Raw genomic sequence first — 25,162 nt, 5'->3', positions numbered from 1 at the left:
AAAAACGACCCTCAAACAGGGTCGCCATTCAATCGTCTTTTTCATCGTTACGCTTTCCCAGATGGAACTCGGATTCCCGTCAACGCCTGAAACAGTACGCGCTCATACTTCCTCTCGGCATCCGGATCAGGCTCATCCAGTAGTGTTCCGATCACCGCCCCTAAAAAGCCGAGTGGTATCGAAACCAATCCAGGATTCGTCAGTGGAAATAATGGCTCCGCACGAATAAGTCCAGCTGAGGGATGCATAACAGTCGGTCCCAGAATGACAAGGACTACGGATGCCGTTAACCCTGTCAGGACGCCACAAATCGCTCCTCGCACGGTAAACCGCTTCCAATATAACGTAAACAGTAGCAGTGGCAAATTGGATGATGCTGCTACTGCAAACGTCAGCGCAACGAGAATCGCCACGTTCATTTTTTCTGCACCGATCGCTAGCGAAATGGAGATCACTCCTACCGCAACTGACGAAAGCTTTGCCATGGTGACCTGTTCTTTTTCCGATGCCATCCCTCGTCTGATCAGATGACTGTAGACGTCATGCGCGAACGCAGAAGAAGCGGAGAGCACGAGTCCTGTCACGACAGCCAATATCGTCGCAAAGGCAACAGCAGCGATATACGCCATCAAAAACTCTCCACCGAGAGCATCCGCCAAGAGCGTGACCGTCAGATTCCCCCCGAAGCCCACATTTTTCAATGCCTCGTAGCCTACAAACGTGCTCGCTCCGAAGCCGAGGAAGATCGTCATCAAATAAAAGGCGCCGATGACCCAAGTTGCGGTGTAAATTGAATTACGTGTCGTCTTTGCGTCTTTGACTGTGAACAACCGGGAGATAATATGGGGGAGCCCGGCGGTACCGAGAATCAAAGCCAAATGCAGGGAGATCGTTTCCAACGGATTATGAAGTTGATTGCCTGGCTGTAAGAACTGTTCCTGAAGCGGTGTAATCGTACTCACATGAGAAAACATTTCGGATAAGCTCCAATCAAAACGGGCAAACACGATCAGACTTAAGATCAACGTCCCTGTCAGGAGCAAAATTGCTTTAATTATCTGAACCCACGAGGTCGCCACCATCCCGCCGAACACGACGTAAAATGTCATCAGGCTCCCGACGATCAGGACCGCCGTATCGTAACGAATTCCCAATAAATAATGAATGAGGGCACCTGCCCCAACTAATTGCGCCAACATGTAAAAAATCGTAATTAAGAGTGTCGTACAGGCAACAACGCCACGCAGCCAAAGACTGTCAAACCTGACGGCAATCGCGTCTGCCAGCGTATAGCGCCCCAAATTATGCAACGGCTCTGCAACTAAAAACAAAATAATCAGATAAGAAACAAAAAAGCCTATCGCATACACGAACCCGTCAAAGCCGTACATCGCAATCGTTCCCGCAATCCCCAAAAACGAGGCAGCACTCATATAATCGCCCGCAATGGCAATGCCATTTTGTAACCCGTTCAAGCGATTTCCTGCTGCATAGAAGTCCCTTGTCGTTCCTGTCTGTTTGGCAGCCGAATAAGTGATAGCCATCGTTCCAATAATGACGGCAAGGAAAAAGATGATCGTCGTCACGGACAATACCTCTCCCTTCTTGCAAAAATGAAAAAAAGACCAGGGGTTAACCCCAGCCTTCTCTTCGTGGCATGAGCTTCCTATGTTTACTGTTTCTACGCTGAATCTTTCATTCCTGTATTCGCTTTCACCAAAATTTCATCGTACTTCTTATCATCACGGGAGCTGGACAACAAGGTTCCGATCCATGCTGCCAAAAACCCTAACGGGATCGAGACAATACCCGGATTCGGTAATGGGAACAGCGCTTCGCCGACCAAAATGGCTTTTCCAGCCACAGGATTCCAAACGTTCGGACTCAAGGCAACCAGAATGAGAGCACTGAACAGTCCGACGAGCATCCCGCTGATAGCTCCCGCCGTATTAAATCTTTTCCAGAAGATCGTGAACAAAATCACTGGTAGATTTGCACTCGCCGCTACTGCGAAAGCCAGAGCAACAAGGAAAGCCACGTTCAGATTTTGCGCAAACAAGGCGAGCAGGATAGAGACAATCGAGACGCCGACTGACGCCCATTTGGCCATCTTCATTTGTTCCTTTTCTGTTGCTTTTCCTTGGCGTAATACGTGTCCGTAAAAGTCGTGCGCAAAGGCAGAAGCCGCAGTCAGCACCAGCCCAGCCACTACTGCGAGAATGGTAGCGAAAGCAACCGCAGATACAAAGGCGAACAAGAAGTTACCACCGAGTGCTTGCGCTAGCAATGGAGCGCCCATGTTACCTGCTGGGTCCATATTGCCCGCTCCGACAAACGCTGCCGCTCCGAAGCCGAGGAAGATCGTCATGACATAGAAGATACCAATGATCCACGTTGCATACACAACCGATTTGCGAGCTGTCGTGGCATCCTTTACGGTAAAGAAACGAATCAAAATATGCGGCAATCCAGCTGTTCCGAGCACAAGCGCGAGATTCAATGAGATAGTATCAAGCCCCACTTTAAACTTGTTGCCAGGATTGAGGAATTGCTCTCCCAATGGTGTCGCCATCTTCATTTGCTCGAACATTTTCAAAAGATTAAAATCGAATTTGGCGAAAACCATCATAGAGATAATGAATGTCCCAACCATTAACAAAACGGCTTTGACGATCTGCACCCACGAGGTTGCCGTCATCCCGCCGAAGACAACGTAGATGGTCATCAATGCCCCTACGATCAATACGGAGGTCGTGTAATCCAGTCCCAGGAGCAGCTTGATCAAGGCGCCTGCTCCGACCAATTGCGCGATCATGTAAAAAATCGAAATGGCAATTGAATTGAGAGCAGCGACACCACGAACCTTTTTATTGTCAAAACGCGCGGCTATCATATCAGCCATCGTGTATTTTCCTAAATTTCGCAAAGGCTCTGCTACCAAGTAGAGCACCACGAGATACGCGACAAGAAAACCGATACTGTAAAAGAAACCATCAAACCCGCTCAACGCAATCATCCCGGCAATTCCAAGAAAGGAAGCAGCGGACATGTAATCTCCCGCAATCGCAAGGCCGTTTTGCCAACCCGTCAAGCCTCCTCCAGCGGTGTAAAACTCACTAGTCGTATTCGTCTTTTTCGACGCATAAAAGGTGATGACAAGCGTCAAAAGAACAATGCCGAGAAAGAGTAAAAATGCAGTAACGTTCATTGGCCCCTCCCACCTGCCTCTCGTTTGATTTTCTCCACGAGTTGATCAAACTGCTCTGCCCGCTTGGTATACAGGATACAGAGACCCCATGTCATGACGAACTGAGCAAAGGCAAATACCCACGCCCACGAAATGGCTCCAATCGCTGGTTGATTCAGTACGGTGAAGTAGGAGGTTAAAATCGGAAGAGTAAAGTAAAACACAAAGAAAAAAATAGAAGATGGCAAAATAAACGCTTTTTTTCTTCTCAACAGCTCTTTGAAAGTGGCTGACTGGATCACTGCGGCATAATCGATAGCATCCTTCTTCTGATCCTCGGCTTTTTTTGCCGAAGCGGATTTACCCATAGGAACCTCCCCCTTATCAACAGAAATGTAAGCGCTTCCTACATTGTAGAGAATCCTTTTTTATCCGTGTATTTTTCTGCGTAAGATGTCGGGGAGAGTGTGTCAGTGGCAGATTTTCAACCACGATCTGCAAACCATGGATCATAAGGCTACTCCTCGAGACGTTTGAGCAAATCCTTGGCGGAGGTCCGGGATACGGGAATACGCGGTCTTCCTTCTCCCTTCAAAATCAGGTTGTAGGCACCGTTGAACCATGGTTCGAGCTCGCTCACGAATTGAAGATTGACCAGATAGCTTTTGTGGGTACGGAAAAAGTCGTATGCGAAAAGCTTCTCCGCCAACTGGGTCAGGGTCATCCGCGTCGAATAAGTAGCTGTTTGGGTGACGATTTGTACATATCGCTCTTCCCGCACCGCATAGACAATCGTCGTTGGATCAATGACCACTAATCTGCTATTGTCTTCTACCAACAGCTTCGTTCGTTTTGTCTGGACAGGCTCTACTTTTGGCTTGACTAGACGCTCTCGGATTCGTTGCATCGTTTCGACCAGCCGTTTGGGCTCCGTAGGCTTCAACAAATAATCGACGGCGTACAGCTTAAACGCATCGATGGCAAATTCCTCATACGCGGTACAAAAAACGATGAGGGGGTGCTGCTTACGCGAAGCGAGCATTCTCGCTGCCTGCGCTCCTTCCAGCTCAGGCATTTTCATATCGAGGAAGACGACATCCGGTTCGTGCACATCGACCATTTCCAACAGCTCTCGTCCATTGGTAGCATAGGGCAGCAGCTCTACGTCTCCTTCTTGAAGCAGTAAATAGCTCAGTTCTTCGCGTGCTAGTCGCTCGTCTTCTGCAATCATGACGCGTATTGGCATCAGGCACTCACCTCTTTTGTAATTGGAATCGTAAAGGTAATCAAACTACCGCCTTCTTGTTTATTGGCAAAATGAAGTTGGGCCTCTTGTCCGCACAAGCTGATCAGGCGTTGGTTGACATTATGAATGCCAATTCCATTGCCCTCCTTACTCTCCATTGGCACCTTTCCGAGAACTGGCAGCAAGCTGTCGGGAAAGCCGTGGCCATTATCTTCGATTTGAAAAACAACGTGCACATCCTGCCGTTTCACATGGAGAATGATCTCACCGCCGTTCGTGATGTCACGAACACCATGCTGAATGCAGTTTTCAAATAACGGCTGCAACGTGCCAGGGGGAATAAGCGCTTCCTCTACCCCCGCCTCAATGATGGTGCGAACGGCGAATTGCTCGGAAAATCTTATCTTGATAATTTCCAAATAGGCATGCAGGTGATCCAACTCCTGTCTCACGGTGACAAGCGGACTCGCTGTGAGCTTCAGGTTAAAACGCATGAACACGCCAAGCTGAATGGTCATATGCCGGGCTAGCTGCGGATCAATTCGTATCAAGGTCACAATCGAATTCAGCGTATTGAATAAAAAGTGTGGTTGAATCTGTGCCTGCAGCATTCGCAACTCCGCATCCTTCATCAAGCCTTTCATTTGCTCCGTGAGAGATAGGGTCAATTGATTGGAGATCAGGTTGCCAAGCCCTTTTGCTAATGCTTCCTGAACTTTTCCTATTTGTTGCGGCCTCCGATAGTAGAGTTTGATCAGACCAACGACGCTGTCCCCCTCTTTAATCGGCACGAGAATCGCTGCATGCAGGGTACAATTTTCACGCTTGCACCCGACGCTCTCTCGCGTCAATCCCTTTTCGATTCCACCGCTATACAGAGCCCGCTTATCGAGCTCACTCTGGAGTGTTTCTCCCGGGTGATGATGATCAGCCCCCACTCCAACGTGCGCTAGAAGCCGTTCCCGATTTGTTACTGCAACGGCGGCTGCTTTCGTTTCTTTTTGTAAGACGAGGGCTGCTGACTGGGCTGTCTGCGGTGTAAGCCCCCTTTTTAAGTGTGGCAAAATTCTTTCCGCTATCGTAAAGGAACGCTCCGCTTCAATGGCAGCGGAACGCTCTGCCTCTTGCAAGGCAACCCGTATCATCGTCGTAAAAATCGCAATCGAAACACTGTTTGTGAGCACCATCGGGATCCCGATCACGTTGACCATGGTTCGCGCCAGCTCGGGCGGAGCGGCCATGATCAATAAAAGCGACATCTGAATAATGGGGGCGAACATGCCGATGAACATGGCTTTGGACGGAGAAATAACCCGTTCCTGCGAGAAAAAACGCGCTACGTATCCTGCCAGCAATCCCGTGATCGGGATCGACAAGCCCATCGGTGCTGCGGCGAATCCTCCCAATTGAAAGACATGAAGCCCAGCAATGACACCTGCCCCCAAGCCAACGAGAGGCCCTCCTAGCAAACCTCCGATGACCACCCCTACCAACGTAGAAGTGGCGATTATTTCGTCATGCGACAAACGAAAAATCCAAAACGCAGGGAGATAGCTCTCTCCTTGTACAACCACTCCTGCATATGTACCCGCAATCCCAAACAACCCGAACATGACGGAAAATGCGATTGACGTCCCTACGTGCAATTCGCGGTCTAAAAGCTGGCGAAACAACGGTGTCCTTGTCAAAATAAATGCCAGCGTCAAAAGAATGCCCATTCTTTCAATGAGCAATAACGTGAGATTGTCCACCGCAGCCTCCCTTAGTTTAAATCTTCTATAAATTCCGCATTTTACCCTCAATTCCCTGCTGGACAGACAACCTCGCTAGGCTGATTGCATACGCTGTGTGTGCAATGCTTCAGGAGAAGGGTGATCATACCATGTGTGGAATTGTAGGATGGATTGATTGGGAAAAGGACTTATCTGGTGAACGTGATATGCTGCAAAAAATGACCCAATGCCTCAAGGATCGAGGCCCTGATGCAGAAGGCTTTTGGCTGACTCCTCGCGCAGCTCTCGGTCATCGTCGCCTTGTGGTCGTTGATCCTGCTGGCGGACAGCAGCCTATGTCAGCACTCAAAAACGAACATGCCTGCACCATGATTTACAATGGTGAATTGTACAATACCGAGGATTTGCGAGCAGAACTGCTTGCTTGCGGACATACTTTTCAATCTCACTCGGATACGGAGGTGCTTTTGCACACGTATTTAGAGTGGGGCCCAGATTGTCTGTCAAAGCTTAACGGCATCTTCGCTTTTGCGATCTGGGACGAACGGGAACAAAGATTGTTTGTCGGCCGTGACCGTATGGGGGTTAAGCCACTGTTTTATGCGCAAAGAGGCAGTTCATTTCTGCTTGCTTCCGAGCTAAAAGCCTTGCTCGCTCACCCCGAAGTCAAGCCAGAGCTCTCTCGTGAAGGCTTGGCAGAGGTTTTCGGAATCAGTCCCGCCCGTACGCCTGGTCATGGAGTTTTTCACAACGTACACGAGGTTCGGCCCGGTGCTTATCTGCTGGTGACTCGTGATGGCGTCAAGCAAAAACGTTACTGGCAGCTCAAAAGCCACCCACATACGGATGGCTTGGAGACAACTGCTGAACGTGTCAGGGAGCTAGTCACGGACTCGATTGAACGCCAATTGGTTGCGGATGTGCCCGTTTCGACTCTCTTGTCAGGCGGGTTGGATTCGAGCATTATTACAGCTGTTGCGGCAGATCATTTTCAAAAAACAGGCCGCGGAACTTTACACAGCTATTCCATCGATTACGTCGACAACCGAAAACATTTCAAGGCGAGTGCTTTTCAACCGAATGAGGATGAACCTTATGTGCAACTCGTTACAAAGTTTCTCGGAACCGAGCACCACACGATTAAGTTCGACACTGACGATTTGATCGACTCCTTGAAAACTGCGACACTTGCCCGCGACTTGCCGGGGATGGCTGATGTGGATGCGTCCCTTTACCTATTTTGCCGCGAAATCAAAAAAGAGACGACCGTCGTCCTCTCTGGAGAATGCGCAGATGAAGTATTTGGCGGGTATCCGTGGTTTCATCGTGAGGAACTGCTGCATGCCGGAACGTTTCCTTGGTCGAGAGTGACGAAAGAACGTGCCTCCTGGCTATCACCTGAACTTCGTGATTGGGTCAAACCCGAGGAATACGTTGCCATGCGCTATGAGGAATCTCTCGATGAAGTCCCGCATCTTCCAGGCGAAGACCCGATTGAAGCGCGACGTCGGGAAATGTTTTATTTGAATATTACGTGGTTCATGAACACGCTGTTGGATCGCAAAGACCGAATGAGTATGGCAGCCAGCCTGGAAGCGCGCGTCCCTTTTTGCGACCACCGCATCGTGGAATATGTCTGGAACATCCCATGGGATATGAAGACGCACGGGAATCGGGAAAAAGGAATTTTGCGAAAAGCCATGGAAGGAATCTTGCCTGAAGAGGTTTTATATCGCAAGAAAAGCCCGTATCCGAAAACACACAATCCCGCCTATACGGAAGCCGTTCGCGCTTGGCTGCTGGATATCATAAACGACTCTTCCTCTCCACTGCTTCAACTGGTAGATGCTCCGACGATTCGAAAAATTGCCGAGTCAGATGCCCAGGCTTCGAGCATTCCTTTTTTCGGTCAGCTCATGAGCACCCCACAATTATTTGCCTATCTCGGCCAGCTAGATTATTGGCTGCGGGAGTACCGCGTTTCCATTCGTACGTAACGGTATAACAAAAGCTCCTCGCCCCTTATGTTTCGGGGGAATTGAGGAGCTTTTCGTTACTTTTTAGGTTTTCCCCGTTGCTTGCTTCTACGTACGGGTTGTGCCTTCGGGTTGAGGGGTATGGTAGCAAGAGATTGATATCTCAGATCAAACTGCTCGCCTGAGCGTTTCATAATCGTAAACGTTTTGGTTGCGCCGACTCGGATCAAACGGTAGTCCACTCTTGTTTTTTTCCCTCCCCCGCTCAGTATCGCAGCCACGGTCCGATGATCCGGCAGATTCACTTTTATTTGCAACGACAGCACGGTTGCTGGAAAAGTGGGGATGTCACGATAAGGAATACAGAGCTTTCCTTTCAGCATCCGCAAGTGGAGATTCCGAATCATCACTTCCGTCAATTGCTTCCCCCAATACCGGCGGAAAATACGGGAGATTTTTCGTTTGGTGTTGTATTTTTCGGGCAATGGCGTGTAATCCACACCGTTTACGGTATATACAGGCTTTCCTCTCGGCGAATTCGCGATCTGAGTCCAGACATGCTCTGCTGAAGTAATAAACTGCTTGAGCCTCTGCAACTCATCCAAGGATTTCACCTCCTCCATAAACCGTATGGCGGTAGGCTTATGCTAGTACGCCCGATTTCAGCGTTCCACACGTAACGGACAACAATTCTGAACATACATATAAATTGCAATCATATTATCGAGATGATAGAATATAAACCGCTTTCACTTCTCTTGTCGGGAAGTGCGTTTTTTTGCCTTTTAGGTTTAGCACTATTTAATTTCTTGGAGGTTGTAATGAATTTTATCATTCCCATCGCTGGCATACTCATCGTGATCGGGTTAGCATTGTTAGGAAGCAATGGACGTAAACAGGTCAAATACAGACCGATCATCGTCATGATTGCTCTGCAATTTTTGCTCGCCTTTCTACTTCTGCAAACCAAGTTTGGGGTTATATTCGTTTCAGCCATTTCCAAATCGTTTGAAAAGCTTCTTGCTTTTGCTGGGGAAGGAATCAATTTCGTATTTGGTAATCTGGCAAACGAAGGACAAATGTCCTTTTTCCTTGGTGTATTGCTCCCAATCGTCTTCATTTCCGTTCTCATCGGTATTTTGCGTCACTTCAAGATTTTACCGATTATCATGAAGGCAATTGGCTTTGTTCTAAGCAAAATTAACGGCATGGGTAAGCTAGAGTCTTACAACGCTGTTGCTTCTGCTATCGTCGGACAAAATGAAGTATTCATCACCGTGAAAAAACAGCTCGGTTCCTTGCCGGAGCACCGTCTGTATACGCTGTGCGCGTCAGCCATGTCCACTGTTTCGATGTCAATTGTCGGTGCCTACATGACGATGATTGAGCCGAAATACGTTGTCACGGCCCTGTTCTTGAATCTGTTTGGCGGCTTTATTATCGCTTCGATCATCAACCCTTATACGGTGAAAGAAGAAGACGATTTACTGGAGATTCAAAGCAATGAAAAGCAGTCCTTTTTCGAAATGCTCGTCGAGTACATTATGGACGGCTTCAAGGTAGCCGTAGTCGTTGGCGCAATGCTGCTCGGTTTTGTTGCTTTGATCGCAGCTGTGAATAGCTTGTTCGGCATGATTTTTGGCTGGACGTTCCAAGAAATGCTTGGCTTCGTCTTCGCTCCTTTTGCCGTCCTGATGGGCATTCCTTTTGGGGAAGCGATGAAGGCTGGTAGTATCATGGCGACGAAGCTCGTAACGAACGAGTTTGTAGCGATGATCGAGCTGGGCAAAGTCGTATCTGAACTCTCCCCACGTACAGTAGGAATTCTTTCCGTCTTCCTCGTTTCGTTCGCGAACTTCTCCTCTATCGGCATTATCGCTGGTGCGGTGAAAGGTCTGAATGAGAAACAATCCAATGTGGTTGCTCGCTTTGGGTTGAAGCTGTTGTTCGGTGCCACGCTGGTTAGTCTTTTGTCTGGTATCGTCGTCAGCTTTGTTTTGTAATCGAAAAGAAGAAGTGTCCCTCTGCGATGTGCAGGAGGGACACTTTTTTTATGGTTGGTTTAGCGCTTTTAAAATTTCATAGTCGAACTGGTTCAAGAAGCGAAGAAACGTTTCGTTTTTCCAAAATTCAGCATACCTCGTTTATATACAACACACCATTCCTTCTTAATAAATGAATGGTTTCACCCTTATCCTCCTGTATTATAGGGAAACCTTCTTGAAATTTGGATATGGGCCATTTGTTCTTCTCCTGAATATCCCACTCTCTTCTCTGGATCTCCAATGTATTCATAACTGACGCTTTCACTCGTACAATTTTGACAATTCATCCTGGGGACATGGGGAACCGTCTCCTATATGACCTCTACCAAACTCAACAATGTAGGATTAATCGTTGCATCCCCCTTTCTTTCGTTACAATCCTTGCTCTTCAAGAAGTATACTCACTCATCATGTTCGGTTCATAAACTCCTCCGCTACCCTAATATCTTTTGAAAGTAGTAATTCTGGATATTTTCTGTCCACTCGCTTTAAACATTCGATAAAATCCCGACTATTCACCCTTGCTGAGATATCCTCAAAAATTTCACTAAGCCAATAAGCTTCTTGCTCTGTGCAAGCCTCGAAGAACTTGATGGTTTCTAGAGTGTTGGCACTCAACAGCTCCGTTAGCCTTTCCCAGAAATCATATACCTTTGGATCATTCAGGTGAAGTTCTGACCGTTCTTTTATGAGTTGCTTTATTAGATTGGAATCAAGCATAAGACGCTTCCTCCCCTTTTGGCGGTACATTCACGAAAAAATGGAACAGCGAGTGCCTTTGCAGTAGGGGCACTCGCTGTATGTTATCGGGCGATCTTTTCCACATCAACACGTCCAGAAAAAAAGGTAGCTCCTCCTCCCATGTCCGCGATGCGATCCGGGGTCAGCGCATTTACATAATGCTTTGAGTGAGGAGCATCAGCCCACAAGCCTTGACTGACCACCACTCCCGGTAAAACATTTTCTCCTATCGATACAACCAGCTCGCATTCTCCCCGCTCATTCCATATGCGGACCGTATCTCCGTCACTTATGCCTGATTCAGACGCATCTGCCACATTCATGTGTAAACGAGGTATTTTTTCCATCTTCTGATGTTTTTCATTATTCGAGAACGTGGAGTTCAAATAATTGTGATTCGGCCCCGGCACAAATAAATACGGGAAATCCCTATCATTCACCAATGGCGTGTACGTCGGTAATGGGGGCAGCCCTCGTTTTGCCATTGCTTGTGAGTAAAGCTCAATTTTGCCACTTGGGGTGGGGAGGTGTTCCAAAAAGAAAGGTTCCAAATTTGCTTTGGCATATTGTTTTTCGACCAAAGTTTCATACGTGATTCCTTCCAGATGAGGATTGCCGTGCCCCTCCAACGCCTGTCTGACCATCTCTGCATCACTGTCTTGAAAAGCAGGTTCGTCATATCCCATAGCAGCAGCAAGCAAGCGGAAAACATCCGTGTTGGACTTGCTTTCTCCAAATGGTGCGATCACTGGTTGCTGAAGTTGAATGTAATGATGCCAATACGACGTGTAAAAATCCGTATTTTCATAGGACGACGTCGCTGGCAAAACGATATCGGCATAAAGAGCCGTCTCCGTCAAAAACAAATCATGCACAACGGTGAACAAGTCCTCTCTCGCCAAGCCTTGCCGCACTTTGTTTCCATTCGGTGCAACAATGGCTGGATTGCTCGTATAGACGAAGAGCGATTTGACCGGCGGCTCTGTATCGAGCAACGCTTTTCCAAGCTCATTCATATTGATGACTCTCGTCTGTTTATTAACCAGCAAATCTGGCCGCTGCACGGCAAGCTTGTTGTGCTCCAAGAAACCTTTATTCCCTTTATTCGCCCCACCGCCTTTGACAAGCCACTGCCCTGTCAGGGCCGGAAGACAAGCAATCGTCCTTACACACATTCCACCATTGTCGTGATGCTGAATGCCGTTTCCAATGCGAATAAAGGACGGAGAAGTGGTGCCATACATTCTCGCCAATTTATAAATATCGTCGACAGGGACACCCGTTATGACTGATACGGTAGCTGGATCGTAGGTGTGTACATGCTCCTTGAGCTCTTCATGTCCTACTGTATACTTTTCCATAAAGGCTGAATCCACCAAGTTTTCTGCAAAAAGCACATGCATGATGCCCAAAGCCAAAGCCGTATCTGTTCCGGGTAAAATCGGGATAAACCAATCAGCCCATCGACCCGTCTGATTTTTATGGACATCAATCACGACGATCTTCGCCCCATTTTTTCGAGCCTGTTCCGCAAACACCACTTGATGCATGTTGGTGCTAACCGTATTGATCCCCCACATGATGAACAGCTTGGAATGTACAGTGTCTTCCGGATCTGTGCCAAAGGCTCCGCCCATCGTGTAGCTGTACCCTACAGCCCCTGCACTGTTGCAGATCGTACGGTCAAGTTGACTAGCCCCCATCCGATGGAAAAAGCGGCGATCCATTCCCTCAACACTAATCCGCCCCATGTTCCCGTAAAAGCTGTAAGGCAAAATGCTCTCGGGACCGTCTGAGTCGATCAAGGCACGCCAGCGTTCGGTTATGGTTGTGATGGCTTCCTCCCAACTGATTTGAACAAACTCCCCGCTGCCTTTTTTGCCAATACGCTTCAACGGATGCGTGAGTCGCTTGGGATCGTAAATGCGCTCTGTCATGTTGCGGACTTTGTTGCAAATATTCCCCTTCGTCACCGGATGGTTCGGGTCTCCTTCGATTTTGACGATTTTCCCCTCTTTTTTATGAAGGAGCAATCCACATTGGTCTGGGCAATCAAGTGAACAGACTGCTGGAAAAACGCCGTTTTCCTGGGTCGTATAAGTCATGGAGGTTCCCTCTTTCTCATTACAGTAACTAGCCTTTATACGCTATTATAATCGATTGAAAAAAGAAGGCACTACCCCTGCGCGAATGATAAGTTCATGAGTTTTAAATCGCGGCCAATGACAGAGAAAGGCTTCACGCCCGAAGGGATTGTCTTTCTCTGCACCAACGTGTCAAGGGTTCGCTTCGCCTTACGCCCTTCACCTTGTTGGTTCCATGAAAGATGTCCCAATTAGGGGATGAAACCTTTTTAATATCGATTGATTCAGTTTACACAAAACCCTTACAAACCCGAGGACTTGTTAGACTTTATCCAATAAAGTCTATTCAACTAAGTTTACATGAAATCGGTTCTTTAATTCTAACCATGTGGCGTTAAGAAATTCAACCTTGTTCGTAAACCCAATATAATGCTCAAAATTTTCTTCGTCAAAAGTTGCATAATATTCTTGTTGGAATATCACATTCGAGTATTTCGAAAAGTCTTCGCCCTCCTTCACTACAACACACCGAAACAAACTGTCGATATCTATCGCTTTTATAATCTCATCCTGTGTCTTTACTGAGTACCAAATAATATTTGGTGGTGTATTATTTGGTTTGTCCCAGTGAGGAATTGTCTCTTCCCACGGCAATACCCATTCAGAATTAGTAAATAGACGTCTTTCATTGATGAATTCTTGAATCTCCGACTCGAATAAATGAAGATTTCTCTCATAGAAAGAGAATAACAGCATAGAATCGTTTTCTATTAGAAAACTAAGAATTTGAGCAACTTCCTCAGTTGACACATTATGTTTTAACATTCCAATTGATTTTATAAAGTTCAGTTCCATGCTATCCTCCTAATCATTGAAATAGAGATGTTGGTCTGATCTAGTTCTCCCTGCGATTAGATCAATATATTGAAAGTGAGGTGGGACGATTACATCTTTTTGGAAAGAATGAATAGCTTTCTTTAAGATTTCATTGGAAGAGCTGTTCTGGTGCTTTCTATAAACTTAAAATCACTCAAACCAGTTTTCATTTTACTATCACTTTAAATCCTCTTTCATTTTTCTCTGCATCAGTAAAGACTTGGAGTAATTTCTCTGCATAATCACCTAGATATTCAACACTTTTTTCATAATTCAACCATTCAATCGTAAGAGGTAATTCAATCCACGCAGTTAAACATTCCCATAACGAATCGAAATTATTTCCCCAATACGTATGGTCATAATGTTCAGGTTCTACTAGTTCGCTTCTCAGAATGCTGTGTAAATTATCCCTAGAAGTAAATTCCTCACCGTTAATTTTTATGATCTTCATATTGGCATTCTACCTCCAAAACTCATTTAATGGCAGTTGGCTGTTATGCCATCAGCGTCAAATATGGCTGCCAAATATAATTCGGAAAGTACGGTTCTTTCAAAATTTTAGATTTCGCCAAACGTGCATCGTCTTTGAATTCGCGTCCTAAAATTCAAACATTTACGTGCGTACAGGCATATTAAAGGAACATCATACGGGGATGATTAGGGTTAAGTTCATTCAGTACGTTCCGCCCAATTTATTCGGCACTGGGTAGTGTTCATTTTTCTCAAAAAGAACCACCCTACGCCGGTTAAGGCGCAGAGTGGCGCTAAGTTAATAGATCCTAATGACAGTAAAAGGAGTTTTGAATTTGTTATTTCCGAAACAAACCAAAGAAAAGATTCGTTACCTGCGATGTTAAATTAATGATTCATATGTAACCTTATTATCTTTCATAACCTTTTCCATTTTCGGGAACACTTTAGATAAAAAGCTACCTCTCGCCTTTTCAGAGATGTATAAGCATATACCTTCATCGGTCTCTTCTAGCCTCATAGCAAAACTATAATTGTTAATATTTTCATTTCCAGATTCAGTGACAATACATGCACAAAAAACCTTTATCTCGTTCAAGATTTCCAAATTATTTTTTGGCTTAAACCAAAGAATTTCCCTAGTTAACTTTGGCCACCAAAACCATGTATCAATTGAACCAATTAATACCTTGCGCTCTTCTATAAATTTCATATACTCTCGATCTGTTGTTTTTACTGGCCCAGCAAATAAGAAAAATTCGTCTTTATCTAGAAAGCAATTAAATATTTCGAAATATAATTCTGCTCGAAAAGGTAAAATAGAATCTTCAATTAGAAAATACGGTCTAGATTCCTTAAAGTATATCATTTGTCACCCCTCCATTAGTAGTAATGGTTATTAACGACAATCGTTTTCTGTTGATGATGATTATTTTTTTAGATGACTTTGATACCACTTTAGATTCTGTCATACTTTGTAGCACTATAGTCCAAGCGCCCAAGCAAATAAATAACCACGCTAAACTGTAAACTCCGTTTCAACTTATGATCACATGATTAGGTAAACTATTCCACATCAGCATTTCAGTTAAGCTTAAAATGGTCCGAATCTTTCAAATGAGAATCATTTAAACCTCTTTGTAGGCGCACTCTTTACGTTATAACACGTTGAGGGATACAACAAGAAGTTGCTAGTAAGCCTAGGTGTTCACTGAAAATAATGTATTAGACTCGAAAAATAAAGGGTACCGGCAATATGAAAAAACTCGTGTTCCTTAGCGTACAGGAATACGAGTTTTTTATTACATCCAAGTCATATTTTGTTGGCGGTACCCCCCTAAAAAAACCATGTAGGGTGTGGACACGTTTACCACAAGAGGTACAATTCGTAACAAGCGATTTGCTACTTCTGATTATCTTCAGGAAGTAGCGAGTATTCTAGTCCCATAAAACTAGCCACACCGAGCTTTTCTTCGTTTATGACCTGAAGTCGGTAATTAGCAGGAGACAATAGCGCCTGGTTATCAGCTTCTGACAAATTTTCTTTTAGCTTTAGCTGTTGCGAAATCGTATACCGATTCTCTTTACTGTTGAACTCAATTTGAACGTGTGAAGGAGTCTCAGCAAGCAAATTTTTAATGGTCTCGTCACCCGGCATATCTGCAAACGAAAAGTAAATGGGCTTTTCCGTATGCATCATTTTTTCTCTCAAATCATCCGAAATTAAGATTCGTAACGTGAGTTCTGCCGAATTACCATTTTTTGTTATTTGGAGCACGGATGTTTTCAAATTCTCCCCATGAATTTCTTCGAAATAATCGTAGACGCTTACATATGACTTCTCTTTAGGGACTGTTACTGCCTCGCTACAGCCACTAAGAAGGACTATGAACAGAAGGAGAAGTATATGGAGAGGTCGGATCATAGTTCTTTTGATTTTTTACTAGAATACTCTTTGTACGAGTATTTGACGTTTACGTAGTTAGAATCCACTACTCTGCCTTGAAAATATTCGACTACGGTTGTCAATTGCTCATGCATGTAGTTCACTTCCTTCTATGAAATTTGATTCCACTTTTATTTTAGTTTTTTAGAAACAATCAGATCAAGTAATCTAAATGTAAAAACTTAGGAATAGCATTACGTATACTACGTTCATTTTAATACGCTAAGTATCATAGGTCATCAAAAATTCGCTAACAGGTTAACATATGAGTAAACGATTCAAGGAGAGCTTCCAAGAATTGAAACTAAAAGATGCCCGAATAGAAAAGAAATTATCCCAGGAAAAAGTAAGCAGGATCATAAACGTATCCTTGAAACATTATCAGAACATTGAATACGGGATTACCAATCCCACTGTTACGATTGCGCTACATATTTGCGAAGTTCTCGACATCGATCCAAGAGAAGTTGACGAGTGGAAAGACAGACGTATACCTAACTAAGAGCGATTTCCTATGAGAAATACAAAATCCAATCATAAGGTTAAATAAGCAAAAAAGCCGGATTACCGTGGGGTAATTCGGCTTTTTACTTATCGAGAGTTCTGTTCACAGACAAAGGACACCATCAGTGTGATGGCGCCCTTTGCCTACGATTTCAGAAATCCCAATCCAGCAAGTCCTCCAGCAGTTCGCGGGAAAATGCTAATTGCTCCGGTGTGTATTTATCCAGAAAGCTCTTAAAACGCTGTTCAATGTCCTGATGCAACTGGTGATGAATCTTATACAGCTTTTGTCCCTTTGCGGTTAGCCGATAGTACACTTCCTTCTTATTATCAACCAGCTGCTGCCTTTTAATTAAATCAAGCTTCCATAGCTTTTTGCTGATCCGTGTTATGGACCCTTTCGTTAAATTGACTTTTTCCGAAATCGTGGTGACATTGATGGGACCATGATCCCCAATACAGGCAATGAAATGAATTTCGGATAGGGTAAGGTTTAGCTTCATCCCCATCTCGGATTCCAGCTTCTGCATCTCTTCTGCCATTCGCGCAGTCAATTTGCTTTCTCGCAGCTCCTGCTGCGTGACTAGCTGTATGTAAAGCTGTATGATCCGCTGCTTGGAAAGATCTGTACTTTGCATATCATGTCTCCTAGATTACCATCTCATCTCCCCTCCATTATATACTGATTGTTTCGAGAAAAACAATTTCATTTTGTTTCGCACAAAACAATTTCGTCTCAATCAATTATGTCCGCACCAGTGGGAGATTCCTTTCCGAATAGCTTCCAGCGGATTACGCTGCTCTTGGGAAACAGCCCACGCGACATATCCATCCGGTCGAATCAACGCTGTATGCACATCATGCCAATCAGCAGCTCCCTTTGCAAGCGAAGCACGAACTACATGGACATGCTTATATTTCGACCAATCGAGTGCTTCATCCAATCGTTCATCCGAGCCCAAATGTAGCAAGAGGAATGAACCAGAATGAAAAAGCTCGTATGCATTCTGGCACTCACCGTTCTCCAGACGCAGATTCAACTCTGTAAAACGTCGACCGCTCAATACATGCGACGGCATCTCCCCAATCGGTTCATACTGGACATTGAACGCAGAGATTTGGGTAGCCAACCGATAATTTGCCTCGGGTATTTGCAGCAGGTCGGACACCATATTCCTCAAAGCGATAACGGATGGGGAGAATTCCGAACTACCGAACAGCAGTGATTGCATCTGTGTATTCGTAAGTAATGCGGTGTTGATGGGGAAACGCTCCGTATGATAGCTGTCCAACAGCCAATCCGGTGCCCAGCCTTTTAAATGGGCCGCCAGCTTCCACCCCAGGTTGATTGCCTCTTGCAAGCCAACGTTCATCCCCTGTCCTCCGGCTGGAAAATGAATATGCGCCGCATCTCCCGCCAGGAAAATCCGCCCTTCTCGATAACGCTGAGCTTGCAGGGTCGCATTGCCAAAACGAGTCATCCAAAACGGATCGGAAATTCCAAAATCGTCTCCAAGAATACGCAGCAAACTAGCGCGCAGTTCCTCCAAAGTAACTGGTTCTTCCTTTGGTACAGCCATTCGCTCCGTATCGATCAGCACCACCCGATGCATCCCGTTTGGTAAGGGTACAACCATGACCAAGCCTTGTTCATTAAAGTAGGAAGGAGCTCCCGATTCCGGCGGATTTTTCAAGACAACATCCCCTTGCATAGCCGTAAAGGTCGCATTCTTACCGACAAACGGAATTCCTGCCTGCTTGCGTACAATGCTGGCAGCGCCATCTGCACCGACCACATAGCTTGCTGTCAGCACAGCCTTTCCATTCGGCCCGAAAGCCTCAATCTCAACCCCATGCTGATCTTGGTGTATGGCCACTACCTCCTCTTCCCTTCGTATTTCTACCCCTAGACTTTTCGCCCACTCCTCTAGTACCTTCTCCGTGTCATGTTGGGGAATAATCAGGGTGTAGTTGGAGGAAGAATCCAAGGCTGAAAAATCCAAGCGTGTATCAAGCGCAGCAAAATGCGTCGTCGAAATCGGCTTTCCTCTCTCAAGTAGTTTCGCCTTCAACCCGCGCATATCCAGGATTTCCAGTGTGCGTGGATGTACCGTGAGCGCCCGTGAATACGGGGTCGTTTCCTTTAAGCGTTCAAGTACGCATACCTTCACTTTCGCCAATGCCAGCTCTCCAGCCACCATCATGCCAACTGGTCCACCACCAACAATAATCACTTCATAATCGACCTGCATTGAAATCACTCCTTTTTTGTTTTGTGCGAAACAAAAAGAATATATCACATCTCCCTTTAATTGAAAACTATTTTCAATTAAATACTTTTAAAGCCTATGCCAACAAAAGAAAAAGCGACCCCTTCTCCTCGAATGGAGGAAGAGATCGCCTTTTTCTATGTTCTTATCGTTTTGCTACGACAATGGCATAGACAAGACCTTGATCATTTGTCCACAAATCCACTTTGTCCTTGGAGGAAAGCTCGCTTTCTTTCATGTCCTTACCGTTGTAGTATTTGATCTTCGCGTCTTCTGTCAGCTTCAAGCTCGTCGATACGTCATCGAAAAATACGTATTTGTCTTTGTTCACGCGGGATTCAATTCCGACGAAACGCACGTTTTCTTTCGCCAGCTTTCCACTGACGGAAGCAGCAATGACATCACCGTCACGATCCAGAGTCAATGTTACGTACTCAAATTGATCGACATCTTCAATCGCGTCCTCATCCGTTACATCGTACGTCTTGCCGTTAACCTCTACTTTCGCGGAAGTTACCTTGCCGTTATCGTTACGGACCTCAACTGAGTCAACCACGCCGCTTACTTTCTTAGGCGCACCTGTAATGGCTTTTACTTTGCCGGCGTTGTTGAGTGTCAGCGTGTACTCGTTGTCGTTGGAGGCTGCATCGCTGTCAATCGTAACCCCGGACAAGAGCTCATACACTTTCCCATTCACGGTAATTTTGGAACCGGATTTTTTCGTCACGTATCCTTTTACCGTTTGCTTTTCCAAAGTCAGCTCCACAATGTCATTCGTGCCGACGTTGTATTTCCACGTAAGGATGCGGTGGTCATTAAATTGATCGTTTTTAATCGTCGTTGGAGATACGGAGTTGCCATCGACAGTCAGCTTCGCGTTGGTCAAGATATCGTAGGTTTTCCCGTCGATTTTCACAGTTGCCAGTTTTCCTGGTGCATACGCAGTTGTGTCTGAGATCTGCTTGTTCGTAGCTGCCCCTACACCCTGCTCTACTTTCACCAGATTTCCATTTTTGTCAAACGTAAGCACTGCAATTTTGCCGCTCGTCAACTCATCCAGCTCATCTACTTCGTCTTCGTCTACGAACAACTCTGTATCTTCATGCACCTCGTAATTGACGCCGCCAACGCGAATCAGGTTTTTGTCTGTATCAACGGTGATCGTATCTGTGAAGCTCAGCTTCGTGTAAACAAGCTCAGATACTTTGCCGTCCACATTGAGTGTCAGCTCGACCAAGTCATCTTTTTCGATGTCAGAGAACGAAGCACTTGTTGCTTTTGCCTCTGGATGCGCCTTACCTTTGACCGTCGCTTTGGAATCCAGCGTGTAGGTCGTGCCGTCTACTCTCAGCTCTTTCTTCGAGTTGGAACCGCTCACGGAAGATACTTTTTCCACAATTCCTTTTGTCGTATTGTCGCTGATCGTGATGGACTTAATTTTGCCATTGTCGCCAACCACTGCCACAAACTTTTGGCCGATGTGAGAACGGCTTACATTTACGCCATCTTCTACTTCCAAAACAACTTCTCTTCCATTGACGATTGCCTTGAATTTCTTTTCATCGCCTACAGCCGTTGTAAAATTAAGGCCAGTCTTCACGATTCCTTCCACGATTTCGGAGTCAGAAGTAACAACGGTGAGGAAAGTCACTCGGCCATTTTTCGTAATGTATTCGACTTGCGCACCTACGATCAGATTGCCGTATACTTGCGCGGAATCAGCCAATTCGATTTCTTTGTTTTGTCCGACTAGCTTCAGCTTTTTGCCAGACTTGTCATAAGAAGCAACTGCGCCCTTCACTACTTGCAGCTTCTGATTGGTTCCTTTTGCGTTGCCATCTTTATCGTAGTATGCGCCGTTTGCATAGACAGGCGTTTCCATAAAGCGATCCGTGTACTTCGCGACGATATCACGCGGAGCTGCTGCTGTCGGTGTTTCCTTTGCATCGTAAATACCTGCTCTGTCCGCTTCCAGTAAGTATGGGATGTACCACTCGCTTGAGGCTGATGGACGAACGTCAATCTTCAAGCCTTGTACGTAAACAGTCAATGCTTCCGCAATTTTTACATTGTTATTCGGTTTGAAGGTTCCATCTGGATATCCCTTAATGATGCCTTGGGATACCGCAAGATTAATGTACCCAGTTGCCCAGTGATCTGCTGGCAGATCTTTAAATGCGGTCTTTCCTTGCAGCAGCTTTGCTTGCGCATCTGTGTACCCCAGTGCCAGCACCGCAACTTTGGCGAACTCTGCTCTTGTCACTTCTTTATACGGTCTGAAAGTGCCATCTGTATAACCCTTCAGAACACCCGCATAGTTCAATTTCAGAATCGCGTCTTTGTTCACGTTTCCTCCGATGTCGGAGAATGGCAGTGCCGTAGCAGCCCATCCGGTACCCGGCAACGCAAGCGAGCCTGCCAGAACCGCAGTCGCTACTAATTTTTTTAAATCCTTGGTTGCTCGATTCTTTTCTTTTTGCAAAATAAACCCCTCCATCAATGTAACCGTTTATCAGTTCTTTCTCTCCAGCAGACTCTCCCATTTGAAGAAATGATGGAATAGTCCACAGTAGAACTGTTTTCTTCGGCTGAACGCTCTTTTTAGACGACACGATTTCCGAAAAAGTTTCAAAGCTTGTTCGGGTAAATCATTCCACTGTTCCTCAAACATGGATAGGGAGCGGGTTCACGATATTTCGCAGAACGTAAAAAAACCACCTGAGGTCTCAGGTGGTTTTACATTTTCATTCCAGCAGGAAATGCTATAAGCCAGGTTCTGTCTCTCCCGTGCTTCAAGCGGGGCAATCCCTCGCACCAAGAGCGGTAGCCATCTATCTATGGCATCCGAAGATACCATCCGTCCTTTCCGTTTGATTCCTTCAGGACGGTTCCCCTACCTAATTTGGGTTTCTCGCTCGCAGGGTTTACCGCGTTCCATCTTTTCTGTCGCCAGAAAAGCTACGTTTCTGTGGCACTTTCAGCGTACTCGGGCCTCAGAGAGAGCCCTTTCCACGCCGTCAGCAAGGCTCAACACCTCACTGCCCTGGCTTGCACCAGGTACGAACACTCCAGGCATCTCAGCCTGGGCGAGCCTGGACTTTCCTCTACCGCCAATCGTCGAAACGATTGCGGCAGCGACTACCCACATTTCCTGCACATCAGAATCAGTAACATTTACTCTATCACATGCCTGCTACATGGTCAACAAGCAGGATTTGGAAGGGTAGTGAGTATGGTTATTCGTTATTTTGGATCGGAGGTCTTTACATATCGATAATTCTCGATATAATTATACGTATGGATCCAATTGAAATTTTTAAAGCGCTGTCCAACGAATCTAGGCTTCAAATTTTGTATTGGTTAAAAGAGCCTGAAAAACATTTTACGCCCCATGAAGGAGTTGATATGAGGAAAATCGGGGTATGCGTCAGCCAGATAACTGAAAAATTGAATATGACGCAATCAACCGCATCCCAATATTTGTCCATTCTCCAACGAGCCGGCCTTATCAAGACGGAGCGTATTGGCAAATACACCTATTATACCAGGGACGAAGAAAAAATACGTGAAATCGGCTCCTTTTTTAGTAGTCAAATATGATCGAAATAAAGCTGAATGCTTCATAGAGTATTCAGTTTTATTTCAAACGTACATTTCGACATATCTCGATATGTTAATGCTTCTTATTTTAGATCAGCGCTATTGGACCATATCTGATAATAGATGCAAATATTTTAACAGGAGTGAAATACATGTCGAATACATGGAAGGTTTACTTTTTGGCATTGGTTAGTTTTTTAGTTGGGACATCCGAGTACGTGATTTCAGGGATCCTTGATAAACTCTCCAGTACCATGGGCATCTCAATTACGGCTGCGGGTCAGCTTGTTACTATTTTTTCATTTGTATATGCAATTTTCACCCCGATCCTGATGGCACTAACTGCGAAAATGGATAGAAAGAGGCTTCTCATTAGTGCACTAGGTATTTTCGTGTTAGCCAATATATTGTCATTCGCTATGCCGAATTTTGAATTGTTTGTTCTAGCCCGTGTGATCATGGCTTTAGGAGCAGGAATGGTTGTGGTAACTGCGTTAGATATCGCGTCCAAGATCGCTCCTGCAGGTAAACAGGCAAGCTCGATTGCAACCGTCATTATGGGATTTACCGCATCATTAATCATTGGTGTTCCCCTCGGACGCACAGCGGCGGCTGCATTTGGATGGCAATCCGTTTTCGGTATCATTGCGCTGGCAGGACTTCTGGCGATGTTTGTCCTGTCCCGGACGATCCCGCAAGTGCAAGGGGATGAGCCAGTACCTCTGTCTAAGCAGTTAGCATTATTGAAAAACCCGAAGGTTGCACTTGGCTTATCGATTACGTTCTTTTGGCTGGGTGGGTATTCCCTCGCATATACCTACATTTCACCCTATCTTCTCGAAGTCGCAGGCATAAATGAGAATTTGTTGAGCGGCGCCTTATTGGCGTTTGGCGTAGCTAGTTTGATTGGTTCCAAATTGGGTGGCTTCAGCACTGACAAATGGGGAGTATCCCCCACTTTACTTGGCGGAATGATCCTGCACGTTGTAGCTCTCATTTTGCTTTCCGTTACTGTTACTATCTCGCCTCAACCGTTTACAGTTATCGCCCTTTTGGTACTATGGTCTTTCGCTGCATGGTCTTCTGGGCCTACGCAACAGTTTAATTTGGTACGGATTGCACCGAATCATTCAGGGATCATGCTTAGTCTTAATCAATCCATGATGCAGCTCTCGATGGCTGCAGGGGCAGGTATCGGAGGCATCGCGATTGAGCAAGTCTCCCTGTCGTCGATTACATGGTTGGGTACGATTGGCGTAGCTATCTCCATCCTTGCTTCCCTACTTTTAATCGTTATGTTAAAAGAAAAGGTTGCACAACAGAACTCAAACATATGAAATTACCCCTCGTAAAACGAGCTTATCATGGGGAAATTGTGCGGTAACATTTATAATGGACATAGAATTGATTGGGTTTACAATGTGGTGGCCTGTACCTTAGTGGTACGGGCTTTAAGCTCGAATAAAGCAATACCTTGCCGATGAGGCAACGATATGGTTTAAGTCACAAAGGTTTCATTTGTAGTACAATAGATAGGCGATAAGGAGGTAGGAAATGATAACCATTACTCCAACTGCGGCAGTACGTCTTGCACAAATGATCGCGGAAGAATCGGATGCTGAACAGCTCGGAATCAGACTCGTCCCGACTACGACGGGTTGTGGCAGCTATACATATAGCATCGCCATTACGGAAGCGGACAAACAGGATCACGCCCGAGAAATAAGTGGAATTCGTTTCTTTTATCAAACACATGAGATAGACCAGCTCTCCGGGACAGTCATCGACTGCGACCCTGCAACTGGCCGCTTCTCTATTTTCCATCCGCGCCCGATGCAAACAGATTGCTCGCTTACTCATTGATTAGGAGGTAACTATGCTGCTCTTATCATTTGAAAACATCAAACCGAAGATTCACCCTACCGTTTTCCTGGCAAAAGGCTCTGTCGTTTCTGGCGATGTCGAGATCGGCGAGGATTCTTCTATTTGGTACAACACCGTGATCCGCGGGGACATCGCTCCGACCGTCATTGGAAAACGTGTCAGTGTCCAAGACAACAGCACCCTGCACCAAAGCCCGAACAACCCGCTGATCCTCGAAGATGAGGTGACCGTTGGACATAACGCCGTTTTACATAGTTGCGTGGTACGTCGCGGCGCATTGATTGGAATGGGTGCGATCGTGCTGGATCGTGCGGAAATCGGAGAAGAAGCGATGGTTGCTGCAGGTGCACTCGTTCCTCCAGGCATGAAGGTGCCACCTCGCTCGCTTGTTGTTGGCAACCCAGCAAAAGTAAAACGTGAACTCAACGAGGCAGACTTGAAAGAATTCGTGCGCATTCGCCAATCGTATGTGGATAAAGGAAAGATGTATCGCCAACTGGAAGAAAGCCCGCTCGAACGGGAGTAGGAAAAAGAAAAGGGAGGTCGAGGGCGCATAAGCACCTTCTATCCTCCCTGTTTTTTATGATTGGCGATCCA

General features: G+C 45.8%; 22 protein-coding genes and 1 other RNA gene. 7 read left to right on the top strand and 16 right to left on the bottom strand.

Features of this window, described 5'->3' with window-relative positions:
- Positions 1–47: 47 nt before the first annotated feature.
- The 5 genes from HPY31_RS00530 to HPY31_RS00510 form a co-directional block, all read right to left on the bottom strand.
- Positions 48–1,592, bottom strand: coding sequence for a solute symporter family protein (locus HPY31_RS00530; protein ID WP_371811645.1), 1,545 nt, complete (start codon positions 1,590–1,592; stop codon positions 48–50).
- 89 nt (positions 1,593–1,681) lie between these two features.
- Complete coding sequence (locus HPY31_RS00525) at positions 1,682–3,208, bottom strand: solute symporter family protein (RefSeq protein WP_172137625.1); 1,527 nt, start codon at positions 3,206–3,208, stop codon at positions 1,682–1,684.
- A complete protein-coding gene (locus tag HPY31_RS00520) occupies positions 3,205–3,555 on the bottom strand; it encodes a DUF485 domain-containing protein (protein WP_172137623.1) in 351 nt (116 codons plus the stop codon). The genes HPY31_RS00525 and HPY31_RS00520 overlap by 4 nt, the downstream gene beginning before the upstream one ends.
- Positions 3,556–3,704: 149 nt before the next feature.
- Complete coding sequence (locus tag HPY31_RS00515; RefSeq protein ID WP_012685882.1) at positions 3,705–4,433, bottom strand: LytR/AlgR family response regulator transcription factor; 729 nt, start codon at positions 4,431–4,433, stop codon at positions 3,705–3,707.
- Positions 4,433–6,184, bottom strand: a complete 1,752-nt coding sequence (locus tag HPY31_RS00510) for a LytS/YhcK type 5TM receptor domain-containing protein (protein ID WP_172137621.1) — start codon at positions 6,182–6,184, stop codon at positions 4,433–4,435. Before HPY31_RS00510 ends, HPY31_RS00515 begins: the two co-directional genes overlap by 1 nt.
- Before the next feature lie 131 nt (positions 6,185–6,315).
- Between HPY31_RS00510 and asnB the strand changes: the two genes are divergently transcribed.
- On the top strand, positions 6,316–8,163 hold the full coding sequence (gene asnB, locus HPY31_RS00505) for an asparagine synthase (glutamine-hydrolyzing) (RefSeq protein ID WP_172137619.1): 1,848 nt from the start codon (positions 6,316–6,318) through the stop codon (positions 8,161–8,163).
- Between the two features lie 56 nt (positions 8,164–8,219).
- Here the strand turns inward: asnB and HPY31_RS00500 are convergent, their stop codons facing one another.
- A complete protein-coding gene (locus HPY31_RS00500; protein WP_012685879.1) occupies positions 8,220–8,756 on the bottom strand; it encodes a DL-endopeptidase inhibitor IseA family protein in 537 nt (178 codons plus the stop codon).
- Positions 8,757–8,963: 207 nt separating this feature from the next.
- Here HPY31_RS00500 and HPY31_RS00495 point away from each other — a divergent pair, with 207 nt between their 5' ends.
- Positions 8,964–10,145 carry a NupC/NupG family nucleoside CNT transporter gene (locus HPY31_RS00495; RefSeq protein WP_172137617.1) on the top strand — a complete coding sequence of 394 codons (1,182 nt, stop codon included), beginning with the start codon at positions 8,964–8,966 and terminating at the stop codon, positions 10,143–10,145.
- A gap of 450 nt (positions 10,146–10,595) precedes the next feature.
- Here HPY31_RS00495 and HPY31_RS00490 read toward each other — a convergent pair whose 3' ends face one another.
- From HPY31_RS00490 to HPY31_RS00465, 6 genes are all read right to left on the bottom strand, one after another.
- Positions 10,596–10,907, bottom strand: coding sequence for a hypothetical protein (locus HPY31_RS00490; RefSeq protein WP_172137615.1), 312 nt, complete (start codon positions 10,905–10,907; stop codon positions 10,596–10,598).
- An 83-nt stretch (positions 10,908–10,990) separates the two neighbouring features.
- Positions 10,991–13,033: a molybdopterin-containing oxidoreductase family protein gene (locus HPY31_RS00485; RefSeq protein WP_172137613.1), complete on the bottom strand. Its 2,043-nt coding sequence runs from the start codon at positions 13,031–13,033 to the stop codon at positions 10,991–10,993.
- 321 nt (positions 13,034–13,354) lie between these two features.
- Complete coding sequence (locus tag HPY31_RS00480) at positions 13,355–13,867, bottom strand: hypothetical protein (RefSeq protein WP_172137611.1); 513 nt, start codon at positions 13,865–13,867, stop codon at positions 13,355–13,357.
- 187 nt (positions 13,868–14,054) lie between these two features.
- Positions 14,055–14,342, bottom strand: a complete 288-nt coding sequence (locus HPY31_RS00475; RefSeq protein WP_172137609.1) for a barstar family protein — start codon at positions 14,340–14,342, stop codon at positions 14,055–14,057.
- Positions 14,343–14,744: 402 nt separating this feature from the next.
- Positions 14,745–15,230, bottom strand: a complete 486-nt coding sequence (locus tag HPY31_RS00470) for a hypothetical protein (protein WP_172137607.1) — start codon at positions 15,228–15,230, stop codon at positions 14,745–14,747.
- Between the two features lie 534 nt (positions 15,231–15,764).
- Entirely contained in the window at positions 15,765–16,151 is a 387-nt protein-coding gene (locus HPY31_RS00465; RefSeq protein WP_253901632.1) for a hypothetical protein, read from the bottom strand.
- Between the two features lie 454 nt (positions 16,152–16,605).
- Between HPY31_RS00465 and HPY31_RS00460 the strand changes: the two genes are divergently transcribed.
- The gene (locus HPY31_RS00460) at positions 16,606–16,809 is read left to right on the top strand and encodes a helix-turn-helix domain-containing protein (RefSeq protein ID WP_142496321.1); all 204 of its coding nucleotides are present in this window, start codon (positions 16,606–16,608) and stop codon (positions 16,807–16,809) included.
- Between the two features lie 154 nt (positions 16,810–16,963).
- On the opposite strand, the gene HPY31_RS00455 is transcribed toward HPY31_RS00460, so the two are convergent.
- The 4 genes from HPY31_RS00455 to rnpB form a co-directional block, all read right to left on the bottom strand.
- Entirely contained in the window at positions 16,964–17,449 is a 486-nt protein-coding gene (locus HPY31_RS00455) for a MarR family transcriptional regulator (RefSeq protein WP_172137601.1), read from the bottom strand.
- A 102-nt stretch (positions 17,450–17,551) separates the two neighbouring features.
- A complete protein-coding gene (locus HPY31_RS00450; RefSeq protein ID WP_172137599.1) occupies positions 17,552–19,063 on the bottom strand; it encodes a monooxygenase in 1,512 nt (503 codons plus the stop codon).
- A 163-nt stretch (positions 19,064–19,226) separates the two neighbouring features.
- Positions 19,227–21,578: an S-layer homology domain-containing protein gene (locus tag HPY31_RS00445; RefSeq protein WP_253901631.1), complete on the bottom strand. Its 2,352-nt coding sequence runs from the start codon at positions 21,576–21,578 to the stop codon at positions 19,227–19,229.
- A 263-nt stretch (positions 21,579–21,841) separates the two neighbouring features.
- Positions 21,842–22,231: RNase P RNA component class B (rnpB, locus tag HPY31_RS00440), an RNA gene on the bottom strand.
- A gap of 147 nt (positions 22,232–22,378) precedes the next feature.
- On the opposite strand from rnpB, the gene HPY31_RS00435 reads away from it, so the two are divergent.
- From HPY31_RS00435 to HPY31_RS00420, 4 genes are all read left to right on the top strand, one after another.
- A complete protein-coding gene (locus HPY31_RS00435) occupies positions 22,379–22,681 on the top strand; it encodes an ArsR/SmtB family transcription factor (protein WP_172137597.1) in 303 nt (100 codons plus the stop codon).
- Between the two features lie 152 nt (positions 22,682–22,833).
- Positions 22,834–24,018 (top strand): MFS transporter, encoded by a 1,185-nt coding sequence (locus tag HPY31_RS00430; protein ID WP_172137595.1) that lies wholly within the window; start codon positions 22,834–22,836, stop codon positions 24,016–24,018.
- A 217-nt stretch (positions 24,019–24,235) separates the two neighbouring features.
- Positions 24,236–24,544, top strand: coding sequence for an iron-sulfur cluster biosynthesis family protein (locus HPY31_RS00425; RefSeq protein ID WP_172137593.1), 309 nt, complete (start codon positions 24,236–24,238; stop codon positions 24,542–24,544).
- A gap of 13 nt (positions 24,545–24,557) precedes the next feature.
- Complete coding sequence (locus HPY31_RS00420) at positions 24,558–25,091, top strand: gamma carbonic anhydrase (protein WP_007724325.1); 534 nt, start codon at positions 24,558–24,560, stop codon at positions 25,089–25,091.
- The last annotated feature ends 71 nt before the right edge of the window (positions 25,092–25,162 follow it).

It is taken from the genome of Brevibacillus sp. HB1.3, from assembly GCF_013186635.1.
GTDB classification, from domain to species: domain Bacteria; phylum Bacillota; class Bacilli; order Brevibacillales; family Brevibacillaceae; genus Brevibacillus; species Brevibacillus brevis_D.
This window is presented reverse-complemented; position numbering and strand designations above follow the sequence as displayed.